General features: G+C 70.1%; 33 protein-coding genes. 9 read left to right on the plus strand and 24 right to left on the minus strand.

The features are described 5' to 3' along the window. Positions 1–176 precede the first annotated feature (176 nt). Together OG294_RS24390 and OG294_RS24395 are read left to right on the plus strand one after the other, a co-directional pair. Positions 177–890: a DUF1707 SHOCT-like domain-containing protein gene (locus OG294_RS24390; protein ID WP_327068678.1), complete on the plus strand. Its 714-nt coding sequence runs from the start codon at positions 177–179 to the stop codon at positions 888–890. 350 nt (positions 891–1,240) lie between these two features. Next, positions 1,241–1,615: a WhiB family transcriptional regulator gene (locus OG294_RS24395; RefSeq protein ID WP_327071644.1), complete on the plus strand. Its 375-nt coding sequence runs from the start codon at positions 1,241–1,243 to the stop codon at positions 1,613–1,615. Between the two features lie 159 nt (positions 1,616–1,774). Here the strand turns inward: OG294_RS24395 and glpX are convergent, their stop codons facing one another. Then, positions 1,775–2,815, minus strand: coding sequence for a class II fructose-bisphosphatase (gene glpX / locus OG294_RS24400; protein WP_327068679.1), 1,041 nt, complete (start codon positions 2,813–2,815; stop codon positions 1,775–1,777). A gap of 197 nt (positions 2,816–3,012) precedes the next feature. Between glpX and OG294_RS24405 the strand changes: the two genes are divergently transcribed. Beyond that, positions 3,013–3,555, plus strand: coding sequence for a DUF4245 domain-containing protein (locus OG294_RS24405; protein ID WP_327068680.1), 543 nt, complete (start codon positions 3,013–3,015; stop codon positions 3,553–3,555). A gap of 114 nt (positions 3,556–3,669) precedes the next feature. Here OG294_RS24405 and OG294_RS24410 read toward each other — a convergent pair whose 3' ends face one another. Together OG294_RS24410 and OG294_RS24415 are read right to left on the minus strand one after the other, a co-directional pair. Beyond that, positions 3,670–4,278 (minus strand): malonic semialdehyde reductase, encoded by a 609-nt coding sequence (locus OG294_RS24410; RefSeq protein WP_327068681.1) that lies wholly within the window; start codon positions 4,276–4,278, stop codon positions 3,670–3,672. A gap of 131 nt (positions 4,279–4,409) precedes the next feature. Next, positions 4,410–4,673 (minus strand): exodeoxyribonuclease VII small subunit, encoded by a 264-nt coding sequence (locus tag OG294_RS24415; RefSeq protein ID WP_327068682.1) that lies wholly within the window; start codon positions 4,671–4,673, stop codon positions 4,410–4,412. A 73-nt stretch (positions 4,674–4,746) separates the two neighbouring features. On the opposite strand from OG294_RS24415, the gene OG294_RS24420 reads away from it, so the two are divergent. Beyond that, a complete protein-coding gene (locus OG294_RS24420; RefSeq protein ID WP_327068683.1) occupies positions 4,747–5,244 on the plus strand; it encodes a GNAT family N-acetyltransferase in 498 nt (165 codons plus the stop codon). On the opposite strand, the gene xseA is transcribed toward OG294_RS24420, so the two are convergent. Beyond that, entirely contained in the window at positions 5,245–6,522 is a 1,278-nt protein-coding gene (xseA, locus tag OG294_RS24425) for an exodeoxyribonuclease VII large subunit (protein ID WP_327068684.1), read from the minus strand. Between the two features lie 10 nt (positions 6,523–6,532). Further along, positions 6,533–7,897, minus strand: coding sequence for an APC family permease (locus tag OG294_RS24430; RefSeq protein WP_327068685.1), 1,365 nt, complete (start codon positions 7,895–7,897; stop codon positions 6,533–6,535). A 97-nt stretch (positions 7,898–7,994) separates the two neighbouring features. Here OG294_RS24430 and OG294_RS24435 point away from each other — a divergent pair, with 97 nt between their 5' ends. Next, positions 7,995–8,969: a 4-hydroxy-3-methylbut-2-enyl diphosphate reductase gene (locus tag OG294_RS24435; protein ID WP_327068686.1), complete on the plus strand. Its 975-nt coding sequence runs from the start codon at positions 7,995–7,997 to the stop codon at positions 8,967–8,969. A gap of 134 nt (positions 8,970–9,103) precedes the next feature. Beyond that, positions 9,104–9,865 (plus strand): polyphosphate--glucose phosphotransferase, encoded by a 762-nt coding sequence (gene ppgK / locus OG294_RS24440; RefSeq protein WP_327068687.1) that lies wholly within the window; start codon positions 9,104–9,106, stop codon positions 9,863–9,865. Positions 9,866–9,922: 57 nt separating this feature from the next. On the opposite strand, the gene OG294_RS24445 is transcribed toward ppgK, so the two are convergent. Next, positions 9,923–10,525, minus strand: coding sequence for a DUF6542 domain-containing protein (locus OG294_RS24445; protein ID WP_327068688.1), 603 nt, complete (start codon positions 10,523–10,525; stop codon positions 9,923–9,925). Positions 10,526–10,663: 138 nt separating this feature from the next. Between OG294_RS24445 and ychF the strand changes: the two genes are divergently transcribed. Continuing rightward, positions 10,664–11,737 carry a redox-regulated ATPase YchF gene (gene ychF, locus OG294_RS24450; protein WP_327068689.1) on the plus strand — a complete coding sequence of 358 codons (1,074 nt, stop codon included), beginning with the start codon at positions 10,664–10,666 and terminating at the stop codon, positions 11,735–11,737. 230 nt (positions 11,738–11,967) lie between these two features. Here the strand turns inward: ychF and dnaE are convergent, their stop codons facing one another. The 6 genes from dnaE to OG294_RS24480 all read right to left on the minus strand — a co-directional run bounded on the left by dnaE (position 11,968) and on the right by OG294_RS24480 (position 18,268). Beyond that, on the minus strand, positions 11,968–15,522 hold the full coding sequence (dnaE, locus tag OG294_RS24455) for a DNA polymerase III subunit alpha (RefSeq protein WP_327068690.1): 3,555 nt from the start codon (positions 15,520–15,522) through the stop codon (positions 11,968–11,970). A gap of 133 nt (positions 15,523–15,655) precedes the next feature. Continuing rightward, positions 15,656–16,543 carry a JmjC domain-containing protein gene (locus tag OG294_RS24460; RefSeq protein ID WP_327068691.1) on the minus strand — a complete coding sequence of 296 codons (888 nt, stop codon included), beginning with the start codon at positions 16,541–16,543 and terminating at the stop codon, positions 15,656–15,658. A gap of 82 nt (positions 16,544–16,625) precedes the next feature. Next, positions 16,626–16,856 carry a DUF397 domain-containing protein gene (locus OG294_RS24465; protein ID WP_327068692.1) on the minus strand — a complete coding sequence of 77 codons (231 nt, stop codon included), beginning with the start codon at positions 16,854–16,856 and terminating at the stop codon, positions 16,626–16,628. A gap of 158 nt (positions 16,857–17,014) precedes the next feature. Then, complete coding sequence (locus tag OG294_RS24470) at positions 17,015–17,311, minus strand: hypothetical protein (RefSeq protein WP_327068693.1); 297 nt, start codon at positions 17,309–17,311, stop codon at positions 17,015–17,017. Positions 17,312–17,358: 47 nt separating this feature from the next. Then, positions 17,359–17,805, minus strand: a complete 447-nt coding sequence (locus tag OG294_RS24475; RefSeq protein WP_327068694.1) for a hypothetical protein — start codon at positions 17,803–17,805, stop codon at positions 17,359–17,361. Next, positions 17,795–18,268: an ATP-binding protein gene (locus OG294_RS24480; protein WP_327068695.1), complete on the minus strand. Its 474-nt coding sequence runs from the start codon at positions 18,266–18,268 to the stop codon at positions 17,795–17,797. Before OG294_RS24480 ends, OG294_RS24475 begins: the two co-directional genes overlap by 11 nt. 220 nt (positions 18,269–18,488) lie before the next feature. Between OG294_RS24480 and OG294_RS24485 the strand changes: the two genes are divergently transcribed. Together OG294_RS24485 and OG294_RS24490 are read left to right on the plus strand one after the other, a co-directional pair. Continuing rightward, positions 18,489–19,355, plus strand: coding sequence for a helix-turn-helix domain-containing protein (locus OG294_RS24485; protein ID WP_327068696.1), 867 nt, complete (start codon positions 18,489–18,491; stop codon positions 19,353–19,355). Next, entirely contained in the window at positions 19,352–19,597 is a 246-nt protein-coding gene (locus tag OG294_RS24490) for a hypothetical protein (protein WP_327068697.1), read from the plus strand. The genes OG294_RS24485 and OG294_RS24490 overlap by 4 nt, the downstream gene beginning before the upstream one ends. A gap of 104 nt (positions 19,598–19,701) precedes the next feature. Here OG294_RS24490 and OG294_RS24495 read toward each other — a convergent pair whose 3' ends face one another. The 12 genes from OG294_RS24495 to OG294_RS24550 form a co-directional block, all read right to left on the minus strand. Beyond that, positions 19,702–20,085: a hypothetical protein gene (locus OG294_RS24495; RefSeq protein ID WP_327068698.1), complete on the minus strand. Its 384-nt coding sequence runs from the start codon at positions 20,083–20,085 to the stop codon at positions 19,702–19,704. Beyond that, on the minus strand, positions 20,082–20,420 hold the full coding sequence (locus OG294_RS24500) for a hypothetical protein (protein WP_327068699.1): 339 nt from the start codon (positions 20,418–20,420) through the stop codon (positions 20,082–20,084). Before OG294_RS24500 ends, OG294_RS24495 begins: the two co-directional genes overlap by 4 nt. Next, complete coding sequence (locus OG294_RS24505) at positions 20,417–21,607, minus strand: hypothetical protein (RefSeq protein ID WP_327068700.1); 1,191 nt, start codon at positions 21,605–21,607, stop codon at positions 20,417–20,419. The genes OG294_RS24500 and OG294_RS24505 overlap by 4 nt, the downstream gene beginning before the upstream one ends. Then, entirely contained in the window at positions 21,600–21,818 is a 219-nt protein-coding gene (locus tag OG294_RS24510) for a hypothetical protein (RefSeq protein ID WP_327068701.1), read from the minus strand. Before OG294_RS24510 ends, OG294_RS24505 begins: the two co-directional genes overlap by 8 nt. Next, entirely contained in the window at positions 21,815–22,177 is a 363-nt protein-coding gene (locus tag OG294_RS24515; protein WP_327068702.1) for a hypothetical protein, read from the minus strand. Before OG294_RS24515 ends, OG294_RS24510 begins: the two co-directional genes overlap by 4 nt. Then, positions 22,174–22,536 (minus strand): hypothetical protein, encoded by a 363-nt coding sequence (locus OG294_RS24520; protein ID WP_327068703.1) that lies wholly within the window; start codon positions 22,534–22,536, stop codon positions 22,174–22,176. The genes OG294_RS24515 and OG294_RS24520 overlap by 4 nt, the downstream gene beginning before the upstream one ends. Then, complete coding sequence (locus tag OG294_RS24525) at positions 22,533–23,150, minus strand: toprim domain-containing protein (RefSeq protein WP_327071645.1); 618 nt, start codon at positions 23,148–23,150, stop codon at positions 22,533–22,535. The genes OG294_RS24520 and OG294_RS24525 overlap by 4 nt, the downstream gene beginning before the upstream one ends. Continuing rightward, on the minus strand, positions 23,032–23,337 hold the full coding sequence (locus OG294_RS24530; protein ID WP_327071646.1) for a CHC2 zinc finger domain-containing protein: 306 nt from the start codon (positions 23,335–23,337) through the stop codon (positions 23,032–23,034). The genes OG294_RS24525 and OG294_RS24530 overlap by 119 nt, the downstream gene beginning before the upstream one ends. A 113-nt stretch (positions 23,338–23,450) precedes the next feature. Next, positions 23,451–23,591, minus strand: a complete 141-nt coding sequence (locus tag OG294_RS24535) for a hypothetical protein (RefSeq protein ID WP_327068704.1) — start codon at positions 23,589–23,591, stop codon at positions 23,451–23,453. After that, positions 23,588–23,731 carry a hypothetical protein gene (locus OG294_RS24540; RefSeq protein ID WP_327068705.1) on the minus strand — a complete coding sequence of 48 codons (144 nt, stop codon included), beginning with the start codon at positions 23,729–23,731 and terminating at the stop codon, positions 23,588–23,590. Before OG294_RS24540 ends, OG294_RS24535 begins: the two co-directional genes overlap by 4 nt. Continuing rightward, positions 23,728–24,123, minus strand: coding sequence for a hypothetical protein (locus tag OG294_RS24545; RefSeq protein WP_327068706.1), 396 nt, complete (start codon positions 24,121–24,123; stop codon positions 23,728–23,730). The genes OG294_RS24540 and OG294_RS24545 overlap by 4 nt, the downstream gene beginning before the upstream one ends. Before the next feature lie 12 nt (positions 24,124–24,135). Beyond that, a complete protein-coding gene (locus OG294_RS24550; protein WP_327068707.1) occupies positions 24,136–25,002 on the minus strand; it encodes an AAA family ATPase in 867 nt (288 codons plus the stop codon). Positions 25,003–25,058 lie beyond the last annotated feature (56 nt).

The raw sequence follows: 25,058 nt of genomic DNA on the forward strand, positions 1-25,058 counted from the left end.
CGGCGAAGCGCCTTCCAGGTTAGAACCCGCGGGCGGTGGCGCCGCGCCCGGGTGAGCCGGGGTGACCGGCGTCACGTCGGCGACCCTCAGGGGGACCCGCTGCCGACCCTAAGAGCACCCGGAGTCGACCCTGATACCCCTCGTTCGGGGCGGGTGCAGCCCCTAGGCTGAGGGACGTGGAGAATACGCCGTCACCCGCGCCGTCCGACCAGCCCGTTCCGCTGCGCAAGGCCGATGCCGTGCCGGCGCCCCATGCTCCGGTGGCCGAGGCCGAGCTGCGGGCCTCGGACGCCGACCGGGAGCGGATCGCCGAGCTGCTGCGCGACGCCTACGCCGAGGGCCGGCTGACCGTCGAGGAGCACTCCGAGCGGATCGAGGCGGCCTACAGCGCCAAGACGCTGGGCGAGCTGGCTCCGCTGACCCGCGACCTTCCCGCCCATCAGCCGCTGCCCGGCGGCGCTCCGCGCCCGGCCCCGGCGCCGGCCGCCGCCCCGCTGCCGCCGGCCCGCGAGGAGTCGGCCAGCCTGGTGGCGGTCTTCGGCGGTGCGACCCGCAAGGGGCGCTGGCGGGTCGGCTCGCACATCCGCGCGACGGCGATCTTCGGCGGCGTGGACCTCGACCTGACGGACGCGGTCTTCGAGGCCCCCGAGGTGCTGATCGAGGTCTCCGCGATGTTCGGCGGGGTCTCGATCCGGGTGCCGGAGAACGTCACGCTGATCGGCAGCGGGGTCGGCGTCTTCGGTGGCTTCGACGTGCGTGAGCAGACCGCGGCCGACCCGTACGCACCGGTGGTCCGGGTCAAGGGGAGTGCGATCTTCGGCGGCTGTGACGCCAAGCCGCGCCGCGGCAAGAAGCTCAAGGAGTGGGCGCGCAAGCAGCTGGGCGACTGACGGGCGCGGGTTTGCGCAGCTCATCGCCCGATGGTCTGACGGAGCATCAGATGGAATCTGGTGTTCCGTCAACTCCTTTTCCGGCACGACTGGTTGACCCGAGTGCAGGCTGTGGCCGGACGAACACGGTGTGCATGAACCGGGATCGTGCGGGGTAATTCCTCCGGCACATCGTTTTCTTGAACGGCTGCGGTCAGACGGCGTCGTACGGCACTCAGGGCGGCAGCCGGGCAGTGTCGCGAGCCTTTCCCGAGCTGTGTCAGGAGTTCGCCGTGCTGCACCAGATCGAGCCCAGCACCACCGACGTCGTCCGGGCCGCAACCGAGCGGCGCGGGTCCGGGGGTGCCCCGCTGAGTGCGCCCGCGGCGGTCGGGCTCGACCACTCCGAGGAGAACCCGTGGCACACCGGCGCGGCCTGCCGCCGGGACGAGGCGGGCCTGTTCTTCGCGCCCTCCAAGGAGCCGACGGCCGCCCGGCTGGCCCGTGAGGAGCACGCCAAGCAGGTCTGTGCCCGCTGCCCGGTGCTGCTCTCCTGCCGCGAGCACGCGCTCGCCCAGCCGGAGCCGTACGGCGTGTGGGGCGGGCTGACGGCGGCCGAGCGGCGGGTGGTGCTGGCCCGTCGGCGGCGCCGCGACGTCGAGCTGCGCGCCGAGGCCCAGCTGGTCTCCGGCCAGCGCGGGGCTGCCCGGCGCCGGGTGGCCGAGCCCGGGCGGATAGCGGGCTGAGCGGCGCCGTCGCCGGCCGGCGGTGCGCGGCGGCAACCCGGCGCCCGGCGGCACGGCAGAACGGCGACCCGGCACCCGGCGACCGCGGCGGCGCGGCAACAGAACGGCGCTGGGCGCGACCCCCGAGGGGGCCGCGCCGAGCGCCGTTCGTGCGAGGTGTCAGTTCGCCCGGTCGAAGTCGATCGCGCTGTACGCCCGCAGCTTGGACAGCTTGTGGACGGAGTCGATCTGCCGGATCGTGCCGCTCTTGGAGCGCATCACCAGCGAGCTGGTGGTGGCGGTCTCGTGGCGGTAGTGCACACCGCGCAGCAGCTCGCCGTCGGTGATGCCGGTGGCCACGAAGAACACGTTCTCGCCGCTGACCAGGTCGTTGGTGGTCAGCACCCGGTCCAGGTCGTGGCCGGCGTCCAGCGCCCGCTGCTTCTCGGCCTCGTCCTTGGGCCACAGCCGGCCCTGGATCACGCCGCCCATGCACTTCATCGCGCAGGCCGCGATGATGCCCTCGGGGGTGCCGCCGACGCCGAGCAGCAGGTCGACGCCGGTGCCCTCGCGGGCGGTCATGATCGCGCCGGCCACGTCGCCGTCGGCGATGTACTTGATCCGGGCGCCCGCCTCGCGGACCTCACGGGCCAGCTGCTCGTGGCGCGGGCGGTCCAGGATCATCACCGTGACGTCCTCGACCGAGCTGCCCTTGGCCTTGGCGACCCGGCGGATGTTCACCGCCGGCGGGGCGGTGATGTCGACGAACTCGGCGGCCTCGGGGCCGGTGACGAGCTTGTCCATGTAGAAGACGGCGCTCGGGTCGAACATGGTGCCGCGGTCGGCGACGGCCAGTACGGCGACCGCGTTGGCCATGCCCTTGGCGGTCAGCGTGGTGCCGTCCACCGGGTCCACGGCCACGTCGCACTCGGCGCCGGTGCCGTCGCCGACCCGTTCGCCGTTGTAGAGCATCGGGGCTTCGTCCTTCTCGCCTTCCCCGATGACGACGACGCCGTTCATCGAGACGGTCGAGACGAGCGTGCGCATGGCCTTGACGGCCGCGCCGTCGGCGCCGTTCTTGTCGCCACGGCCGACCCAGCGGCCGGCGGCCATGGCCGCGGCTTCGGTGACCCGGACGAGCTCCAGGGCCAGGTTGCGGTCCGGGGCCTCCGGGGCCACCTCCAGCGAACGCGGAAGGTGGGAGGGGTGCTGCGTGGTCATCGTCGTTACCTCTCTGTACGCGACGGCCAGTCAGCGGTCGACTACTGTCTGGTCGAGCGCTGCGATGAGGGTCATCCGATCGTATCTGTGGATGGAATGACTGTCTGTGGCGCGGGTCCCCTCTACCTGCGCTTCTGCGTCGTTATGGGCGGTTTGCGGTGCCACGGAGGACCCCGGTGGTCGGCCCGGAAGCGGTGATGGTTCACCATGTGGGGGTGGCAGCAAGCAGCAGAGGGCGGCAGACCGTCCGGGACATGATCCTGTCGATGGTGGCCGTGATGGGCGTCGCCCTGGTGGCGTATCTCACCATCCCGCACAGCACCGACGGCGACCCCGTGCACGTGGTGGACTACAGCGCCGCGCTGGCTTCGGCCAAGCGTGCGGCGCCGTACCCGATCGCGGCTCCCGAGGGGCTCTCGGACAAGTGGCGGGCGACCTCGGTGACCTACCAGCCCTCGGATGCCGAGGGCCACGCCGGCTGGCACCTGGGCTTCGTGACGCCGGACGGCAAGTACGCGGCGGTGGAGCAGAGCAACGCGCCGAAGGCCGACCTGCTCAAGAGCATCGTCACGGGCTACGCACCGGACGGCAGCGCGACCATCGCCGGGCAGGACTGGTCCCGTTACCAGGGCGACAGCTACCGCGGCCTGACCGTCACCAGCGGCTCGGACACCACCCTGGTCACCGGCAGCGCCTCCTACCAGGAGCTGGGCGAGCTGGCCCAGGCGCTCAAGTCCTAGGGGTCTGTCCGACGCACCGACGCACCGACGCACCGACGCGAATGGCCGTGGGCCCGGCCCCCCTCGGGGGGCCGGGCCCACGGCCATTCGCGGCACGCTGTGCGGCGCGGTGGCTCAGACGGTGGTGACGACCTCGTCGTAGGCCAGGCGCGGCGAACGCGGGTACCAGGCGTCGGCGCCCGGCTTGCCGAGGTTGACCACGGCCAGCACCGAGTGGTCGCCGTCGGCGAAGAACTCCTTGTTGATGCCCTCGGCGTTGAAGCCGGTCATCGGGCCCGCGGCCAGGCCGGCGGCGCGCACACCGATGATGAAGTAGCCGACCTGCAGCGCGGCGTTGAAGCGCGCGGAGTTCTCACGCACCGGGCGCTCGCTGAAGAAGACGTCCTTGGCCTGCGGGAACGCCGGGAACTGGGCCGGCAGCTCCTCGTGGAACTCGTTGTCGGCGGCCAGGATCGCGACCAGCGGGGCGCTGGCGGTCTTGGCCTTGTTGCCGTCGGACATCTGCGCCACCAGGCGCTCGCGGGCCTCGGCGCTGCGGACCAGGACGACGCGCAGGGCCTGCTGGTTGAAGGCGGTGGGCGCGTACTTCACCAGGTCGTAGACGGCCTGGACCTGCTCGTCGCTGACCGGCTCGTCGGTGAAGGTGTTGGCGGTGCGGGCCTCACGGAAGAGCAGGTCCTGGGCGGCGGTGTCGAGAACGAGAGCGTCATTGCCGGTGGTCATGGTGCTGCACCTCATGCTGGATCGGTACGGGCGGCCGAGTGCCGCTCACATGGACCAATGTAGGTGAAGTTTCAACCATTTCTCAAGTGGAGTGACCTGACTCACTCCGCTCGCACCGCCGCCGGACCGGCTCACTCGCCGGCCCTGCCGCCCTCCCCGGCGCCGTCCGCCTGCTGCTCGGCCGCCAGCACGGCCTCCAGCCGCGCCCGGGCGCCGTCCAGCCAGCGCTGGCAGACCTTGGCCAGCTCCTCGCCGCGCTCCCACAGGGCCAGCGACTCCTCCAGCGTGGTGCCCCCGGTCTCCAGCCGGCGGACCACCTCCATCAGGGCGTCCCGGGCCTGCTCGTAGCCCAGCTGATCGGGTGTCGTGCTGCTTGCGGTCTCCTCGTCGGCCATGGGCTCAGCGTAGGGGCAGGCCCCGACAAATCCAGCTGCGCCCGCGCGGGCCCGCTCGCTACGGTCGGGCGCCATGAGCGACACAGGTTCGACGACCGCTGTACGACAGGCCCGGCCCGAGGACGCCCCGGAGCTGGTCAGGCTGCGCCTGCTGATGTTCGAGACGATGCAGGGCGAGCTCCGCCCCGGCCCCTGGCAGCAGCGGGCCGAGGCGCTGCTGCGCGAGCGGCTCGCCGACCCGGGCCGCACCACCATGCCCGCCTTCGTGGTCGACGACGCCACGGCCCCCGGCCGGCTGGCCGCCTGCGCGGTCGGCACCCTGGAGCAGCGGCTGCCGGCGCCCGGCCACCCCGAGGGCCGCTTCGGCTTCGTCTTCAACATCTGCACCGACCCGGCGCACCGCCGCCGCGGCTACGCCCGGGCCTGCACCGCGGCGCTGCTGGCCTGGTTCGACGAGCAGCGGGTGACCCGGATCGACCTGCACGCGACCGAGGGCGGCGAGCAGCTCTACCGCAGCCTCGGCTTCGCCGAGCACTCGGTGCCGCTCTCCCGCAACCGCCCGCGGCCCTAGCTAGGGAGTCCGCGGCACCTGGCCCTCGTCGGGCCCGTCCCCGTCGGGTCGCGCCGCGGCGAGCCCGTCCTCGTCGAGCCGGCCGACCCGAACCCCGAAGCCGCCGCCCGCCACCCGGGCGTGCAGCTCCTCGCCCGCCGTGAGCAGCGCCGGATCGGTGATCACCTGCCCGTCCGGCCGCTGCAGCACCGCGTAGCCGCGCTCCAGCGTGGCGGCGGGGGAGAGCGCCACCACCCGGGCCAGCGTGTGCCCCAGGTCCGACTCGGCCCGGTCCAGCCGGTGCCCCAGCGTCCGCCGGGCGCGCTCGACCAGCGCCGTGAGCTCCTGCCCCCGCTCGGCCACCAGCCGGTGCGGCGCGGCCAGCGCGGGGCGGGTGCGCACGGTGGCCAGCCCGTGCTCCTCGCGCCGCACCAGCTCGGTGACCATCCGCCGGGCCCGGTCGCGCAGCTGCCGCACCCGGGCCTGCTCCTCGCCCACGTCGGGGACCACCCGCTTGGCCGCGTCGGTGGGGGTGGCCGCCCGCAGGTCGGCGACGAAGTCGAGCAGCGGCTGGTCCGGCTCGTGCCCGATCGCGCTCACCACCGGGGTGCGGACCTGCGCCACGGTGCGGCACAGCTCCTCGTCGGAGAAGGGCAGCAGGTCCTCCACGCTGCCGCCGCCGCGGGCCACGATGATCACGTCCACCTCGGGGTGGTCGTCCAGCTCCCGCACCGCCGCGCTCACCTGGCCAGCCGCCTGCGCGCCCTGCACCAGCACGTTGCGCACCTCGAAGCGGACCGCGGGCCAGCGGCGCCGGGCCACCTCCAGCACGTCCCGTTCGGCGGCCGAGGCGCGGCCGGTCACCAGCCCGACGCAGCCGGGCAGGAACGGCAGCGGCCGCTTGCGCTCGCTGGCGAACAGGCCCTCGTCGGCCAGCCTGCGCTTGAGCTGCTCCAGCCGGGCCAGCAGCTCGCCGAGCCCCACCAGCCGGACCTCGGTGGCCCGCAGCGAGAGGGTGCCGCGCGCCGTGTACCACTCGGGCTTGGCGTACACCAGCACCCGGGAGCCCTCGTGCAGGGTGTCGGCGAGCGGTTCGAGCACCGAGCGGAAGCAGGTGACGACGAGTGAGACGTCGTGCTCGACATCACGCAGCGTCAGGAACTGCATGCCGGTGCGCCGGCTGAGCTGGGTGATCTGGCCCTCCACCCAGACCGCGCCCAGCCGGTCCACCCAGCCACCGATCAGCTGCGAGACCTTGGCGACCGGGAGCGGGGCTTCGGGGGAGCTGCTGTTGGCCATGCCCCTGAGGCTAGCGCGAGCGGCCGACAGCGCCGCCCGATCCGCGCGCCCCGCGCCCCCGCTGGGCCAGCAGCACCAACAGCCCCGCCGCCAGCCACACCGCCCCCACCAGCTGCGCGGTGTGCGTGGCCTGCTGGACCACCGCGACGATCACCGCGATGCCCAGCACCGGTGCGAGCACGTGCCGCAGCCAGTCCCGCGAGCCGTTGCGCACGGCGTACCAGCCGATCACCGAGGCGTGCAGCAGCGCGAAGGCGGTCAGCGCGCCGATGTCCACCACCGAGGTCAGCTGGTCGAGCCCGTCGTCGCGCCCCGCCGCCCAGCCCGCCGCGGCCAGCGTCACCACCGCCGCGACCAGCAGTGCCCGGCGCGGCACGCCCGAGCCCGGGTCCACCACCGAGAGCCGGCGCGGCAGCCGCCCCTCGCGGGCCATCGCGAAGAGCAGCCGGCCGGCCGCCGCCTGCCCGGCCAGTGCGGCGAAGGCGGCGCCGATCGCCTTGCTCACCGCGACCAGCGTGTGCAGCCAGCCGCCGACCGCGCTCTGCACCGTGTCGTAGAAGGCCGAGCCCTGCGCGGCGGGGCGCGCGGCCAGCTGCTCGGGGGTGAGCGGCTCCAGCAGCGCCGCCAGGTAGGTCTGCACGACGAAGAGCACCCCGGCCAGCACCAGGCAGAGCAGCACCGCCCGGGCCACCGCCGCCGACGCGCCCACCGCCTCCTCCACGAACGAGGCGATCGCGTCGAAGCCCAGGTAGGACAGGACCGCCACGCTCACCGCGCTCAGCACTGCCGCCGGCGAGAAGCCCCCGGTGCCCACCAGCGGCGAGAGCAGCGGCCGCGCCGCCCCGTCCCGCACCAGCACCACCAGCGCCGCCACCACGAAGACCACCAGCACCGCGATCTCCATCACCAGCACCGCGAAGCCCACCGCGGCGGCCGTGCGCACCCCGGCCAGGTTGAGCGCGGTGGTGACCAGCACGGCCAGCACGGTCCACACCCACCGCGACACGCCCGGCACCAGGGAGTGCAGCGCGATGCCCGAGAAGAGGTAGGCGACCGCCGGGATCAGCAGGTAGTCGAGCATCGCCATCCAGCCGGCGACGAAGCCGGGCCCCTCGCCCAGCCCGGCCCGGGCGTACGCGAAGACCGAACCGGCGCGCGGCACCGCGCGCACCATCTGCGCGTACGAGAAGGCGGTGAAGCCCATCGCCACGGTGGCCGCCAGGTAGACCGCCGCCACCGCGCCGTGGCTCTTGGCGTCCAGCACCCCGAAGACCCCCACCGGTGCCATCGGCGCGATGAAGAGCAGCCCGTAGACCACCAGATCGCGCAGGCCGAGACTGCGCCGCAGACCACCTGGTCCGACTCGATCGCTCATTCCTCAGATTTGATCACCGAACGCCGGACCCGACCCGCAGGCCCCGGGTTCTCGGCGCGGCACACCGGCCCCGGTGGCCGCCCGTACGATAGGTGCCATGTCGACCACCGCTTCGCGCCGCGTCCTGCTCGCCGCCCCCCGGGGCTACTGCGCGGGCGTCGACCGCGCCGTCATCGCCGTGGAGAAGGCCCTGGAGCAGTACGGGGCGCCGATCTACGTCCGCAAGCAGATCGTCCACAACAAGTACGTCGTGCAGACCCTGGAGAAGCAGGGCGCGATCTTCGTCGACGAGACGGAGGAGGTGCCCGAGGGCTCGATCGTGGTCTTCTCCGCGCACGGCGTGGCCCCCTCGGTGCACGACGAGGCGAAGGCCGGCAAGCTCGCCACCATCGACGCCACCTGCCCCCTGGTGACCAAGGTCCACAAGGAGGCCGTCCGGTTCGCCGACGAGGACTACGACATCCTGCTCGTCGGCCACGAGGGCCACGAGGAGGTGGTCGGCACCATGGGCGAGGCCCCGGAGCGGATCCACCTGGTCGACGGCCCCGAGGACGTCGCCAACGTCCAGGTGCGCGACGAGTCCAAGGTCGTCTGGCTCTCCCAGACCACCCTCTCGGTGGACGAGACCATGGCCACCGTCGGCGAGCTGAAGAAGCGCTTCCCGCTGCTGGTCTCCCCGCCCAGCGACGACATCTGCTACGCCACCCAGAACCGCCAGGTGGTGGTCAAGCAGATCGCCCCCGAGACCGACCTGCTGATCGTGGTCGGCTCCAAGAACTCCTCCAACTCGGTCCGCCTGGTCGAGGTCGGCCTGGAGTACGGCGCCAAGGCCGCGCACCTGGTCGACTTCGCCGAGGAGCTGGACGAGGCCTGGCTGACCGGCGTCACCACGGTGGGCCTGACCAGCGGCGCCTCGGTGCCGGAGATCCTGGTCCAGGGCGTGCTCGGCTGGCTGGCCGAGCGCGGCTTCGAGGACGTCCAGACGGTGCGCACCGCCGAGGAGACGCTCACCTTCTCGCTGCCCAAGGAGCTGCGCCGCGACCTGCGCGCCGAGGCGGCGGGCAAGCTCTGACCGGTGCCGTGGCGACCTGACGCTGTGGCGGCGTCCCGGCTGCTTTCGGGCGCCACCTCTCGTACGGTCGTACGGTGAGGCCCGGCCGGCCGGCCGGGCCCGGACCCGCTCGCTTGTGTCCTTGAGGAGGCGACGTGACGGCACCCGCAGGATCCGTACTGTTCGGCGTGGACATCGGCGGCACCGGCATCAAGGGTGCCCCGGTGGACGTGACCCGCGGTGAGGTGACCGAGCCGAGGTTCAAGGTGCTCACCCCGCACCCCGCCGCCCCCGAAGCGGTCGTCGCCGCGGTGCGCGAGGTGGTCGACCACTTCGGTTACCGCGGCCCGGTCGGTCTGACCTTCCCCGGGGTGGTGGTCGGCGGTCGCACCCGCACCGCCGCCAACGTGGACCAGGGCTGGATCGACCTGGACGCCGAGGGCCTGTTCCGCGAGTCGCTCGACCTGCCCGCGACCGTGCTCAACGACGCGGACGCCGCCGGACTGGCCGAGATCGCGCACGGCGCGGGCCGCGACCAGCAGGGCGTGGTGCTGGTGCTGACCTTCGGCACCGGGATCGGCAGCGCGCTCTTCGTGGACGGCAAGCTGGTGCCGAACACCGAACTGGGCCACCTGGAGCTGCGCGGCAAGGACGCCGAGCGCCGGGCCTCGGCCGCCGCCCGTGAGCGGCACGAGCTGAGCTGGGCGGACTGGGCGGTCCGGGTGGACGAGTACCTGGATCTGGTGGAGCGGCTCTTCTCGCCGCAGCTGGTGATCATCGGCGGCGGCGTCAGCCGCAAGCACGAGAAGTTCCTGCCGCTGCTCAGCAAGCGGGCGGCCACGGTGGTGCCGGCCGAACTGCGCAACGACGCGGGCATCGTCGGCGCCGCGATGGCCGCGGCCGGTCCCGGACGCTGACGCGCCGCCAGGCGCGCGGGCAGTCCCGCTGGCAGGCCCGCCGGATCCGCTGGTCGCTCAGCGGCTGCGGCGGATCCGGCGCTGGGCGACGAACCGCGCGGCGACGATGACGGTGGCCAGCCCCGTCCCGGCGAACAGCCACCCCGCGCGCTGCGCCAGCCCGCCGGCCAGTGCCAGCAGCTGACCGATCACCCCGGGCAGCGGTGCGGGCCCGAGCAGCCCGATGGCCAGTGCGAACGCGATCGGCCCGCTGATCGGCGCGGCCGGCAGGTCGGCGAGCCGCACCCGCACCGCGCTCTGGAAGCAGACCACCAGGAACCCGAGCCCGAACAGCACCCCGAGGCCGCCGAAGAACAGTTGGTCGAGCAGCCCGAAGGCGAGGGTGCCGAGCACCGAGAGCAGGCCGGTGCCGATCGCGGTCAGCCGGGTCGGCGGCCCGGGCCGTCTGGCCGCCTCCGCACCGGACCCGCCCCGCCCCAGCCGCTGCCGCAGCCGGATCAGCGGCGCGGGTCCACCGGAGGTGGGGCGGAGACGGGACGGCCGTACGGTGACGGCATCGCGGGGCGCGGCCGGCCCCGGAACGGCGGCCTCGCGCGACCTGCCGCCGGCTGGCGGTCGGGGTCGGGGCCCGGGCGGCTGGGTTCGGATGCTCTGCTCCACATGCCCAACGTACGGTCCGATTTACATCACCTTGGGTAATGACGCCTCAAGACCTGCTCCGTGTCCTGCCCCGTTAGACTGGGCGGTCGGCCCGTACGGTGCCGCTCCACGCCCTCCAAGCCCACGGGATCTCGCTTCATGTCGCTCACGATCGGAATCGTCGGCCTGCCGAACGTCGGCAAGTCGACTCTGTTCAACGCCCTGACCAAGAACGACGTCCTGGCGGCCAATTACCCGTTCGCCACCATCGAGCCGAACGTCGGCGTGGTCGGTGTCCCGGACGCCCGCCTGGCCAAGCTCGCCGAGATCTTCAGCTCGGAGCGGATCCTGCCCGCCACCGTCGACTTCGTGGACATCGCCGGCATCGTCCGCGGCGCCTCGGAGGGCGAGGGCCTGGGCAACAAGTTCCTCGCCAACATCCGTGAGTCGGACGCGATCTGCCAGGTCATCCGCGCCTTCAACGACCCCGACGTGGTCCACGTGGACGGCAAGGTCTCGCCCAAGGACGACATCGAGACCATCAACACCGAGCTGATCCTGGCCGACCTGCAGTCGGTCGAGAAGGTGCTGCCGCGCCTGCAGAAGGAAGCCCGCCTCAAGAAGGAGTCGGCCGCCACGCTGGCCGCCGCCGAGGCCGCCCAGAAGGTCCTGGAGTCCGGCAAGACCCTCTTCGAGGCCGGCTTCGACGCCACCTCGGTCCGCGAGCTGCACCTGCTCACCACCAAGCCCTTCCTCTACGTCTTCAACGTCGACGAGGACGAGCTGACCGACGAGGACTTCAAGGACGGCCTGCGCGCCCTGGTCGCCCCCGCCGAGGCGATCTTCCTGAACGCCAAGATCGAGTCCGAGCTGATCGGCATGGACGACGCCGACGCCCTCGAACTCCTCCAGTCCATGGGCCAGGAAGAGCCCGGCATGGCCACCCTCGGCCGCGTCGGCTTCGACACCCTCGGCCTGCAGACCTACCTCACCGCCGGCCCCAAGGAGGTGCGCGCCTGGACCATCAAGAAGGGCGCCACCGCCCCCGAGGCCGCCGGCGTGATCCACACCGACTTCCAGAAGGGCTTCATCAAGGCCGAGATCGTCTCCTTCGACGACCTGGTCGACTGCGGCTCCATCCCCGAGGCCCGCGCCAAGGGCAAGTCCCGCATCGAGGGCAAGGACTACGTCATGCAGGACGGCGACGTGGTGGAGTTCCGCTTCAACGTCTGACGTAGTCGTTAGCACGACTCGCCTGATCTGGCAAACATGCAGGTCAAAGGGGGTCTGGCCTTTCCGGGTCAGGCCCCCTTCTCATTCCCGTGCTGACTTGGTGCTGACCTGGAAGCACCTCTGAGCACCCGCCATCACCCGCCCCGTGCTGACTTCGTGCTGACTCAGCGTGGCCGCCCTGGCAGCTCGGGCGGCCGGGATGTAGCGGGCGGCTCGGCAGAGCCAAGAGGCTACGAAACGGTCCAGGTCCCAGGGCCAAAGAGCATTTTGACCTCGGATGCGAGGGCGCCGTTGTCAGGGTTTACCAGGAAGCCGAGCTCGTACAGGGTGTCCTTTTCCCGGCTGGTGGTCTTAAGCCGGATCGGCACATCGCCCGGGTGGGCCTGGAGAATTTGCTTCAGCTCTGCGACGGTCTCCGAGTTGAAGCGATTCAGCGGGGCCGTAATCAAGATCGGCGGCCTGCTGCCGAATTCGGCAGAGGAGATGTCCAGGGTGGTGATCTCCTGGCCGAAGATGCTCAGCGAACCGTCGCGCTCATTCAAGCGGCCTCGGGCGGAGATGACGTTGTCCTCGACCATCTGGTCGGCCATCAGGTTGTAGGTGGCCGGGAAGAAGAGCACCTCGACGGAGCCGTCCCGGTCGGCCAGGGTGATGATCGCCCAGGCGTTGCCCGCCTTGTTGATTCGCCGGTCGACGTTGGTGATCAGGCCGGAGAGCCGGACCTCGCCCTCGGTGCGACCGGAGCCGAGCAACTCGGCGATCGAGATGTCCCGGTTGCGGGAGAGGATGTGCTCGGCGCCGTCCAGCGGGTGGCTGGAGACGTAGAGGCCGAGCATCTCGCGCTCCAGGCTGAGCAGCTGCTTGCGCGGCCACTCACGGTCGGTCAGCTCGAAGTCGAGCCCGATCGCCGGGGTATCGGCCCCGGTGTCCAGGGCGCCGAAGAGATCGTCCTGGCCGATGGCCTGCTGCTTCTTCAGGCCGGTGACGGCGTCGATCGCGTTCTCGTGGACGGTGACCAGAGACAGGCGGGAGTGGCCGAGGGAGTCGAAGGCGCCGGCCTTGATCAGCGAGTCGATGGTGCGCTTGTTGCAGGCGACCAGCTCGACCTTGTCCAGGAAGTCCGCGAAGGAGGTGTACTTGCCCTTCTCCTGCCGGGTCTTGATCAGCGACTCGATGACGTTCACGCCGACGTTGCGCACGGCCTTGAGGCCGAACCGCACGTCGGAGCCGACGGCGGTGAAGTCGACGACGGACTCGTTGACGTCGGGGGAGAGGATCTTGATGCCCATGGCCCGGCACTCGGCCAGGTAGACGGCCATCTTGTCCTTGTCGTCCGCTACCGAGGTGAGTAGGGCGGCCATGTACTCGGCGGGGTAGTTCGCCTTCAGGTAGGCCGTCTGGTACGAGACCAGACCGTACGCGGCGGAGTGCGATTTGTTGAACGCGTACCCGGCGAACGGGACCAGCACGTCCCACACCGCCTGGATCGCCTCGTCCGAGTAACCGCGCTCCTTGCAGCCCGCATGGAAGGGGACGAACTCCTTCTCCAGCACCTCCTTCTTCTTCTTGCCCATCGCGCGGCGGAGCAGGTCTGCCTGTCCGAGCGAGTAGCCGGCCAGTACCTGGGCGGCTCGCTGCACCTGCTCCTGGTAGACGATCAGGCCGTAGGTGGGGCCGAGGACGTCCTTTAGGGGCTCCTCCAGCTCCGGGTGGATCGGGACGATCTCTTGCTGGGCGTTCTTGCGCAGCGCGTAGTTCGTGTGCGAGTTCATGCCCATCGGGCCCGGCCGGTACAGCGCCGAGACGGCGGAGATGTCGGCGAACTCGGTGGGCTTCATCAGCTTGAGCAGGGCGCGCATGGGGCCACCGTCGAGCTGGAAGACGCCGAGGGTGTCGCCCCGGGCCAGCAGCTGGTACGTGGTCGGGTCGTCGAGCGCGATCTTCTCGATGTCGACCTCGACACCGCGGTTGGCCTTCACGATCTTGATGCAGTGGTCGATGATGCCCAGGTTCCGCAGACCCAGGAAGTCCATCTTGATCAGACCCATGGACTCGCACGACGGGTAGTCGAATCCGGTGATGATCACGCCGTCCTTGTCCCGCTTGTGCAGCGGGATCAGGCCGAGCAGCGGGGTCGAGGAGAGGATGACGGCCGCCGCGTGCACACCGGTGCCGCGGATCAAGCCCTCGATGCCGAGGCCGGTGTCGATGATCTTCTTGACGTCCGGCTCGTTGGCGTACATCGTGCGGATCTCGGTGCCCTCGTTGTACCGGGGGTGCTTCTCGTTGAAGAGGTCCGCCAGCGGTACGCCCTTGCCCATCACGTCCGGCGGCATCGCCTTGGTGATCCGGTCGCCCATCGCGAACGGGTAGCCGAGGATGCGGTTGGCGTCCTTGACGGCGGCCTTGGCCTTGATGGTGCCGAAGGTGTTCACCTGGGCGGTGTACGCCTCGCCGTACTTGTCGGTGACGTAGCGCACCATCTGGTCGCGCTGGCGGTCGTCGAAGTCGATGTCGACGTCCGGAGGGTTGATGCGCTCGGGGTTGAGGAACCGCTCGAAGAGGAGGTCGTGCTCCAGCGGGTCCAGCTCGGTGATCCGGGTCAGGTACGAGACCATCGAGCCGGCCGCCGAACCACGGCCGGGGCCGACCGGGATGCCGTTGTCACGGGCGTACTGGCAGATGTCCGCGACCACGAGGAAGTACGCGTCGAAGCCCATCGGGGAGATGACGCCCATCTCCAGCTCGACCCGGTCCAGCACCTCCTGGCTCGGGTTGTCCCCGTAGCGCTGCTGGAGGCCGACGGCGATCTTCTGCCGCAGGAAGGACGCTTGGGTCTCGCCCTCGGGTACGTCGAACTGCGGCATCCGGTCGACGTAGTCGAAGACCTCCTTGTACGACTCCACTCGCTCACCGATGAGCAGGGTGTTGTCGCACGCCTCCGGCAGCTCGCGGAAGAGTTCGCGCATCTCCTCGGCGGTCTTGATGTAGTAGCCGGAGCCCGCGAACTTGAGACGGTTCGGGTCGTCCTTGTTCTTGCCCATGCCGACACAGAGCAGGCTGTCGTGGGCGTCGGCCTGGTCGGCGGTGACGTAGTGCGAGTCGTTGGTGGCCAGCAGGGGGATGTTCAGGTCCTTGGCCAGTCGAAGCAGGTCGGCCCGGACCTCGCGCTCGATGTCGATGCCGTGGTCCATCAGCTCCAGGAAGTAGTTCTCCTTGCCGAAGATGTCCTGGTACGCGCTGGCAGCCTTGATCGCCTCCTCGTACTGCCCGAGTCGCAGGCGGGTCTGCACCTCGCCGGAGGGGCAGCCGGTGGTGGCGATGATTCCGCGAGCGTTCTCGGCGAGGATCTCGCGGTCCATCCGAGGGTTGCCGTAGTAGCCCTCCATCGAGGCGAGCGAGGAGAGCTTGAAGAGGTTGCGCAGGCCCGTGGCGTTCTCCGCCCACATGGTCATGTGGGTGTAGCGGCCACCGCCGGAGACGTCCTTGCCGCCCTCGCCGTCGGCTCCGGTCGTCCGGCGCCCGCCGGGCGCCCAGAAGACCTGCTTCTTATGGAAGCGGGACTCGGGCGCGATGTACGCCTCGATGCCGATGATCGGCTTGACCGCGCTGTCCTTCGCCTTCTGGAAGAACTCGTAGGCGCCGAACATGTTGCCGTGGTCGCTCATGGCCACCGCCGGCATGCCCTGCCGTTCCACCTCGGCGATCAGCTTGCCGTTCTTGGCCGCCCCGTCGAGCATCGAGTACTCGGTGTGAACGTGCAGGTGCACAAAACCGTCTGGCACAGGGGTCTCCTCATCCACCGCGAGCAACCCACGATAGCCGCGCTCGCGGGGCGACTCGCCGAGCTGAAACGGCCGCCGAGCCGGGGGCCAGCCCCGTCCCAGCTCAGCGGCGAGAGGACTGCCGGAAGGAGATTCAGAGCGGCCGGAGAGCCGCCCGCTGGATGCGCTGAGCGGCCTCCTCGGCGTCCAGCTTCAGGAGCGAGCCGATGAGGTACGCGCGCATCTGCCGAATGGCCTCGGACGGGTCGCGGGTGATCTCGATCGGCTGCACCCACTCCCGCATGGCCGGGTCGACCAACGCCTGCTCAAGCACCTCGCGGGTCAGCTGCTCGGCCACCCAGTGGTAGGTGCGCTCCTTGAACGCAACCGTCAGGTGCAGCGACGGCTCGTCACCGACGGTGTAAGGGGAGTGGACGTAGCCGCGGGGCAGCCACAGAACGTCCCCCGGCTCAAGGGTGAAGGTCTGAGCCGGCGCGGTGTTGGCGAGGTAGCGCTTCTGCTCGTCGGTGAACCCCACCGTATGGAAGGAGGCGTACTCCTTGACCGGGTTCTCTACGAACGGCTCGTGGACCGGCCACGCCTTGCTGCCGGAGAGCTGGAGAATCAAGGTGACGTAGGGGTCGAAGTGGTACTTGAGGCCCTGGTGCCCGGCAGGGGTCAGGTAGGCGTTGATATGAACGCCGTAGCCCGTCTCATCCTGAAGCGAGCGATGCAGATCGGCGATCGAGGGGACCAGCCGTTCCAGGGACCGAACCGAGATCGTTCCGCCCTCGTCGAGGTGCGCGCGGATTGATCCCTTGCGGGGCATGTCTCCGTCGGCGTACATCCACTTCTCGACGACCGAGCTGTCCTTGATCAGCGCGAGGTTGCGCATCGCCAGGCACTCGGAGTCGACCAACCGGTTCACCTCGGCCAGCGTCAGCAGGTGTTCGAAGGCGACGGGCTCGCGGTGGTAGCGCTGCGGCTGCTCGGGCCAGCGTGCCAGCACCTCGTCTGCGTTGTCGATCAGGCTCTTTAACATCAGCGATTCTCCTAACCGTTGGGCGGGGAAGGCGCAGGGCGCCCCGGGCCGATCCCGAGGCGCCCTGCGCTGGTGCTGTGCGTCAGGCCCGCGGGTTCTCCGCCAGCCACGCCTCCGCGAAGCTGGTGATCTCCTCGCGGCTCATGCGGAGCTGACGGCCGGCGCCCTCGGGCTTGGTGTCGCCGAGGGCGTAACCACCGCCCGCCAGCTCGGCGACGGAGATGCAGCTCTCCATCGACCCGTCGTTGTCGGTGCCGCCGCCGCAGAGCGCGGCGAACGGGCCGACGATCTCGCTCTCGTACAGGTTGGACATGGGTTTCCCCTCAACCTCTTGGAGTTGCCCGCACCGCTCCGGTGCGGGGTGGTGCCCCTGCGCGGCCGTGGAGCGTAAGAAACGGCGCGTGCGGGGAGTTCGGGGCCGCGAGAGGCCAGCAATCCGGAGCCGGGGGGTCGAACCGCTGGCCCCTCGCGTCATCCGCGCGTCGGCGCCTTCCCCGGAGCCAACGGCGGGAAATGCCCCAGCGTCAGCTGGGGTGTCTCGGAGAGGCTCGAAAGCCTCAGAATCTCCTCCAGAACGTACCGGTGTACGCCGTTGCCGACGCCGGTGATTCGCAGCGTCCGGACGGCCAACTCCCGCATGTGGAGTACCGATCCCACAACCTGGAGGCCGGGTTCGTCCAAGGGGAAGTTGAATCGGCCGAAGCCGGGCCGGAGCAGCGCGGATACCGTCTCGCGGGAGGGTGCGAGGCCGCCCTCACCGTCAGGCACCAGGAGGGGCCGAGCGAGGCAGATCGGCCCCGTGGGTCGGCCCGCACTCACGCCGGGACCTGAAGCTGTCTCAACAAGCCGGCATGGACAGCGGCCGTGGCGCCCGGCGGGGTCCAGGTGTGGTGCCTCTCGGCGATCTGCTCCGGCGTGAGCGTGGCGGCGAGCCAGGCGCCGGGCTCACGCCGAGCGGACAGGGACTGGACCACGGCCACCTCGGGAGGCGGCTCCGGCGGCGGCATCGCCCGTCGCCTGCCCTCAGCGAAGCGGCTCATCTGGAAGGCGTGGATCTGGGACTTCAGGTCCGCCAACATGGCCCAGCTGAGCCGGAGTTCCAGCTGCTGCGGGGGATGCGCACCAGTCGGGTCGTGGACGACGCCGCTCACCACGAGGCGCATCGGCAGCCCCGGCTCGGCGAGGTGCTGCATCTCCGCCGGAGGAATCTCCTCCACGGTGATCCGGCTGCCCTGCCAGGAGGGAGTCTGGTCAGCCGGCAAGGGCCGTAAGGGTGCTGTGCTCTCCGCAGGCATCGGAGTCATCTTGCTGGTCCCCCTTGGGAGTAAAACAGATGATCTTGGAGCCGGTCGACTCGTCCACGTCGTCGTGCCAGGTGGCAGATAGCGCATTAAGCAGTTCCAGGCCCCGCCCGCCGACGTCGGCCGGCCCGGCAGTTCGCAGCTCGGGGCGCTTGGGCGAGCCATCCTGCACTTCGATCCACAGCGGCCTGCCGGCCAAGGCGACGAAGGTCACCTTGAAGGGCGTCCGAGCATGGACGATGGCATTGGTGACGACCTCGCTCACCAGGAGCTCCGGGATCTCCGGGTCTTCCTCGACCATTTCGCATGCCTGGCGAACGAACTGCCTGGCGAGCGAGGCCGAAGTGAGCTTCGCCGGAAACTCCTTGGACAAGATCAGTCGAACAAGGCCACCGAGGTGCACATGGTTGGGCGGATCTTGCACGGCATCCTCCTAGCCAGCCGGAGGGGGCCGTACGCCGTGGCGAACGCTCTACACTCCGCCATCGGACTGTTGCGGTCGGTGCACAAGCATCATGCTCGTACGACACCTCGTAAGGCAACCCCCTCGTGAGTACTCGTCACGGATTCACCCCTAAGTGGCAGTTGAGGTTTCGCCGCGCGCTACGCTCACTTCAGTACCGACCTTGACTGGAAGGAGGAGCGTGGCTACCAGACCGGCAGCGACTCGTGCGATGCTGGCGGCCGGCCAGCGCCTGCAAGCCATCCGCAAGGCCGTTCGGCCGCGCCTCACTCAAGCGGCTCTCGGCGAGGCGTTGGGGAAGTCCCAGGACGCGGTGTCGCTGATGGAGCGCGGCGCCCAGATGCCCACTGATCAAGAGCTGCACGTGATCTTCGAGCTGTGCGGCGTCGATACCACCACCCAGCTCGACGTGCTGGCCGAGATCCGAGAGGCCAAGAGGCAGGCCGAGACGTGGTGGACCGCCTATAGACGCATGCCGCGAAGCGTGATCAGGCTGATCGAGTTTGAGGACACGGCATCGAAGATGTCGGCGATGGCCGGAATCATTCCGGGCCCCTTCCAGACGCGCGACTACATGTGGTGGATTGATGAGCACTACCGTCGCGAGCATGGCGAAGAGGCGACCCGGACGTCTCATGAGGTGCGGCTGCGGCGGCAGGACGTACTGTTCCGCGAACCCCGCCCCCTGACCGTCGACCTGCTCTTGTCCGAAGGCGCGATCCGCACCCAGATGGGAGGTCCTGCCGTGATGGCCGCACAGCTCGACCACCTACAAGAAGTGGCCCGACGGCCGAACATCACCGTGCGAGTCGTACCGTTCACAGCTGGCACGTACGTGGCAATGTCCGTCGCCACGATCCTGGACTTCCCGGTCAAGAACGACCCGGGGATCGTAGCTGTCGACACAGTCGCTGGATCGGACTTCCTGGAAGAAGCCAAGGAGGTGCGAGAATGGCGCCAGCGCTTCGACTACCTCGCCGCCAAGGCCCTCAGTCCGAAGCAGTCGGACGAGCTCATCGAGACTGCCAAGAGAGAAATGCGACCATGAACAAGGCCGAACTGTACGACATCACTCCCCCCATCGAGGAGCGCTTCAAGTCCCCGCTGAGCGCGGAGAACGGTGGCTGTGCAGACTTCGCGGCCACTGGCTGGGACGAGAACGGCGCTGCGACTGGCGTTTTCCTGGGCGACAGCAAGAACCCGGAGCTGCTGGGCATCCGGCTGACGCCTGAGGAGTTCGTGGCGATGGCCGACGGCATTGGTGCCATTCGGGCTCGACTGGGTCTCTGACGCTGGGGTGCACCGTGCGCCCGCTCTCACGGTATGGCGCTGTGCCCCGGGCCGATCAAGCCTGGGGCACAGCGCCGTTCGTTAGGGTGCCTTCGTGGGCGTGGTCAGCTCGCGGCCTCCGGCTCGTCGTAGCCGTCGATGTACTCGTGCCCATTCAGATGGGCGGCGAGCTTTCCCACGCCTCGCTCGCACCGGTACCGCACTGCCCGGCCGGTGATGCCCTGCAAGGCTCCGGCCTCGTCGTCGGGAAGGTCCGCCCCGTACCGCAAGAGGAGGGCTTGGCGCTCGCCGATGGACAGCGGTGCGGCCGTCCAGCCCTTCCTGATGTCGGCGAGGTGGGCGAACAGGACTCCCGCGGTCTTCTTGTCGACGGAGCCCTTCGGCATATCGGCGTCCGGCGCAGTTGGGCTCCTGATCCCGTACGCGGCTTCCCTATCCCAGACCGCCGGGAGAAGGTGCTCGACGAGTCTGCGGTCGTAGCCGCTCACCGTTCGGCCCTCTCGGCCGTGAGGCGGGCCGCCTCGTAGGAGGTGTGGCCGGCACGGCGGCGGGCCTCGGTCAGCCAGCGGTCCCGAAGACGCTGGGAGAGCCAGCGGTTCAGCAAGCCGGGCCCGGCGTCCGCGAGGATGCTGCGGACCTGGGCGCCGCGCTCGGCCATCACCAGGAGCGCCTCCTGGTGCGCGTCGTCGAACTCCAGCGTCAAGCCGTAGTCGCGCGAGATGGACCGGGCGACGGCCTGGGCGACGCTGTCGATGTGCGGCTCGGAGAGCACGGACCAGTCGACGGCCTGAGTGTCGGCGGGTTCGAGTTCCACGAGATTCATCGGACCACCTCCTTCACCGTGGTCTCGCCGCCCCTGGTCACCGCGACCATCAAGCCGGGGGCTCCCGTGGTGCCCTTGCTGTGCCGCCACCAGGTGGACTCGGACTCCATCGCCGGGGGCTGCACGAAGGTGCGAGGCCCGTCAGTGTCGATGTGCTCGTGGTGCAGGTGGCCGGCCAGGAGGAGATCGGCCTGGTGCATCGCGCTGGCCTTGTTGAACGCCTGCCCCTTCCACCAGTCGAAGTGCTTGCCCGCCCGCCACTGGTGGCCGTGCGCGTGGGCCACAGTGGTGCCCGAGCAGTCCACGACAACGGTCAGTTCGTCGGTGTCGGGGACGTAGAACTCGACGTGGCTGAGCTTCTCGGGGTACAGGTCGGCGGCGTCCTTGACGGCGATCAGCGCCTCGGTGTCGTGGCTGTCGTCGTACCGGGTCAGGCCCTTGCCGTTGATCCGTACGGCTTCGCCGTGGTTGCCGGGCACCGCGGCCATGGTCACCCGCTCCGCGAGCGGGGCGAAGGTCAGGAGAGCGTGCAGCATGACCCGCCGCGTCAGCCGGATCTGCTCGTTCAGCGTGAGTTGGGTGCGCCAGGTGTTCGCGCCGCCCTGCGACTGGAAGCCCTCGACATGGTCGCCGAGCCAGGCCAGGTGGACGTGGCCGATGCTGAAGCGGCCCCGGTAGAGCTCCAGCAGGTCGGCCGCGCGGTTGAGGCAGTCGATCGTGCGTCGGAGGGTGCCGGCCGGGCCGTCGCCGTCGATCTTGCCGAACTGCATGTCGCCGAGCGCGATGACGAACGTGTGGTCACCGCCGGTCAGCGCGTGGGGAATCCACGGCTTGTACGTCTCGACGGCCGCCAGGAGCTCGCCGATGTCGGGGCGCTCGGTCGTGGCCTCCTTGCTGCGGGTGAAGGCGAAGCGCGTGCTCACCCCCGTGTCGCCGCTCGGCATGGTCCACTCCGAGCTGCGAAAGCCGGTCGCGGTCCAGTCGGTGGGGTCGAGGCCCTGCGCGCGCAGGTAGGCGGTGGCGGCGTCCTCGGTGACGGTGTCGAGCGGGCCGCGTACGGTCACCTCGGCGGCGTCGCCGCTCACCTCGATCTGGCGGGTGAAGTCGCGCTCCGGGTCGGCCGGCCGGGCTGAAAGCGTGGGGCCGACGGGCTTGGAGAGGAGCTCGTCCAGCAGGGTGTCAGTCACGTGGGCTGTCTTCCTGGCGCAGGCGGCGCCGGTACGTGCGGATGGTGGAGGCGGACACGTGGTGCCCGTGGCGTTCGAGAATCCAGACAAGATCTTCGGCAGCGGTGTCCTGGAGCAAGTGCCGCTCGAACGCCTCGCGCTCGGCGCCGCCGAGGGCCTCCCAGATGGACTGAAGGCGAGGGCCGGGCCGACCCGGCAGGGTGCTGGTCACTCGGCTACCTCCGGGTGAAGGAGCGCGAGGCCGCCGTCGTACTCGTACGTGCCGTAGTAGTGGCAGTAGGAGCGGGACGACCACGCCTCGATCAGGTAGCGGCCAGGGCGGAGGCCGACCGAGCCGTAATGGCCTTCGTCGATGCCGTCCCGGTGGAACCAGCAGTCGAGGCCCTCCTCCTCGTGGAAGGCCACGTCGCAGCGGAGTTCGCCCCGCCGGTCGAGGCAGTCGGCCGCGTGCTCGGTGTACAGCCAGTGGTCGGAGTCGGTTCCCTCGACCACCAGCCAGTGAGGGCGACCGGTGGCCGGCAGCGGCTCCTTCTCAGAGTCGAGCTGCACGTGTTCGAAGAGGTCGGTCAAGCGGCGGCCTTGTCGATGCGCTCGACGGCGGCGCCAGCCAGGGCGGCCAGGCGGACCAGGCCCTCGCGGACCTGCGCGGTGTCGCGCGTGCCGAACGCCGCGAAGGCGGCCTGGACGATCAGGCCGTCCACGCCTGCGGTGCCGACCTTCTCGCGACGACGGTTGATCAGGTCCCAGTCGTCACCGCGGCTGCGGTAGATATCTGCGGCGCGCTGCGGGTGCTGGCCGCCGATCAGCTCCTTCGGGAGGTCCGCGAGTGCGCGGGCCTCGGCGCGGGCCTCGGTCATCGCCAGGTGGAGCAGGTCCGGCTTCGGCTGCACGCGCCGGGCCGTGGTCTTCTTCGCGGTCGTCTCGGTCACTTCGGGTTCTCCTTGTCGAGCAGGTCGCGGAGCGCCTGGGCGCCCCCGTGCAGGTAGGTCTCGGTCACGTCGCCGATGCGCAGGCGCACGCCCTTGGCCGAACGCAGGGACCGGCAGACCTTGTTGGTGAACTTGGCTCCTGCGTCGTCCGGGTCGCCCCAGACCGGGACGCGGCTGAACCCGGCGAGCATCCGGCGGTGGCGGCCGAAGAACATTTCGGAGCCGGGGGCGGCCACCGCGTGGAAGCCGATTTTGCAGAGGATGATCCGGTCGAGCTCGCCCTCGGTGAGGTGGATCTCGTCCCCGGCCGCGTGGATCGAGTCGACGCCGTAGAGGCGGGGCGGGTCGTCCGGCAGGGTGTTGTATTTGCCGTGCCCGTGGTCACGGTGGTTGTGCTCTTCCAGGCAGCGGAAGCGGATCGTCAGCGGCCGGCCGTCGTGGCCGAGGTAGGGGATCGCCAGCATGCCCCGGTAGCGGGCATGGCCCGGGTGGGGCTCAACGACGACGCCAAGCCGGAACGTATCCACCTCGGCCTGCCCGATCCCGCGAGCGGCCAGGTAGCGTGCGGCGTCCGCCGTAAGCGCTGCCTGATACGAAGCTGTCGCCTCCTCCAGCGCCTCTCGTTGCGAGGGCGACAGAGGCCGCAAGGGCTCGCGCTCCGACAAAGTCCGTACTCTCCTTTTCCATGATCAGCGTGTAGCTGTCTCCGCCTCGCCCGCAGGAGTGGCACTTCCACACCTGGCGGTCGGTGTTGTACGAGAGGGAGGGGGTGCTGTCCTCGTGCAGCGGGCAGGGCGCCATGCCGATGGACCGCTGTGGGTTGTAGTCGACGCCGTAGTGGTCGAGGACGGATTCGAGCGTGGGCTTGTGCTCGCTCTCGTCCTCCGGGCCGTGCCGGCCGACGGGCTCGAACCTCACGGGAGCATCCACTCCTCCAGGTCGCGCATGTCGACTTCGAAGAACTCTTCCCACTCGAAGAGCGCCGGGCCATCGAACTCCGGGTCTTCGAGGAGGTCGAGGAACGCCTCGAAGCCCAGAACTTCGGGTTCGATCACGCGATCCGCCGACCCCGGAAGTGCTCGCCGACGGCGTCCCAGCCCAGCTCGTCGAGGCCGCTGGGTTCGGTGTCGCCCAGCAGGTCCGCGAGTTCCCGCTCGATCCGCCGGTGCTCGGCGGCCTCCTCGAACTGCCTCATGCCGCAACCTCCGGCGGCAGGTCGAAGTACTCCTCGACGGTGGTCAGCACGTAGCCCTTGCGCCAGCTCGCGCCCCTGCGGCGGACGACCACGATCACGTCCACGTCGGCCGGGGCGAGTCCGCGGTGCCGGGCGAAGTTGTCCCGCTCGCGCAGCGCCTCCTTGATGAACTCGCCCGGCTCGAACCGGGCGTTCTTCGCCTCGATCACGAGGAAGGGGCGGTGGCGCACGGGTGCCGGCTGCCGGATGACGTGGTCGCCCTCGTCGTCCTTGCCGGTGAGCCGCAGGCGCTCGATGTCGAACTCGGCCCGGCGGAGTTCGTCTCGCAGTTCGCTCTCCCACGAGGCGCCCCGGCGCTTGTTCCTGCGGTTGCGAGCCGCAACGTCAGTCAACTCTTACAATCCTCACTTCAAGGCGTCGAGCGGCGACCACGGGCGGGTCGCGGGGCTCGGAACGGGCGACAGGCGAGGCTCCAGCGAGGAGAACCGGGTGACCTCCGGGTGGCACCGCAGCGTCGCGTACCGGCGAGCGGTCGGGTCACACGGGCCCATGCGCTGCTTGATCACCGCGATGCGGTACTCCAGGCTCATCGGGTCCAGCGCCACCGACAGGGACAACTCGGGCTTCTCCGAGAGCCCTCCCTTGACCTGGTCGCGACTGGGCGGTGCCCACGGATCGGACTTCGCCTCCCACGACTTATCGGAGGCGTGGTGCAGGACGATCACCGTCGAACCCGTGGCACGGGCGAGCTCGGTCAGGCCGGACATGACGGCCATCTGCTCGGTGTAGTCCGACTCGGCGTTCTCGAAGTCCATGAGGTTGTCGAAGACAAGGACGTCGGGGTAGGCATCCCAGAGCTCCACGTGCGCTTCGAGCTCCTCGTCCACGGCCTTCCACGTGATCGGGCTGCCGAACGAGAAGGTGATCCGCGAGTCGGTGAGCGCGCTGATGTAGCTCTCGCGGTATCGGCCACCGGCCGCCATGCCGGCCTCGACCATCTCCGTACTGTCGCCGGTCGCCATGCTGGCCAGCCGCGACGAAGCGGTGAAGGCGGACATGTCGGCAGAGAAGTAGAGGGTGGGCAGTCCCATCTGGGCGACCCAGAACAGGGCGAGGCCGGACTTCTGGGTGCCGGACCGTCCGGCGATCATGATGACCTCGCCGTGCCGGGGGCGGCAGCCGATGTTGTAGAGCGCTTGGAGGGCTTCGACGCGAGGCAGCTCGCGGCCCGCTTCGGCGTGGAGGGTCAGGGACCGTCCGGGGGTGAGCACTGGTCGGCTCCAATCGTTCAGGGTGGGGGAGGGGGCGACACCGGGCCGCCCCCTCG

The sequence above is a fragment of the Kitasatospora sp. NBC_01302 genome (assembly GCF_035976515.1).
Classification (GTDB): domain Bacteria; phylum Actinomycetota; class Actinomycetes; order Streptomycetales; family Streptomycetaceae; genus Kitasatospora.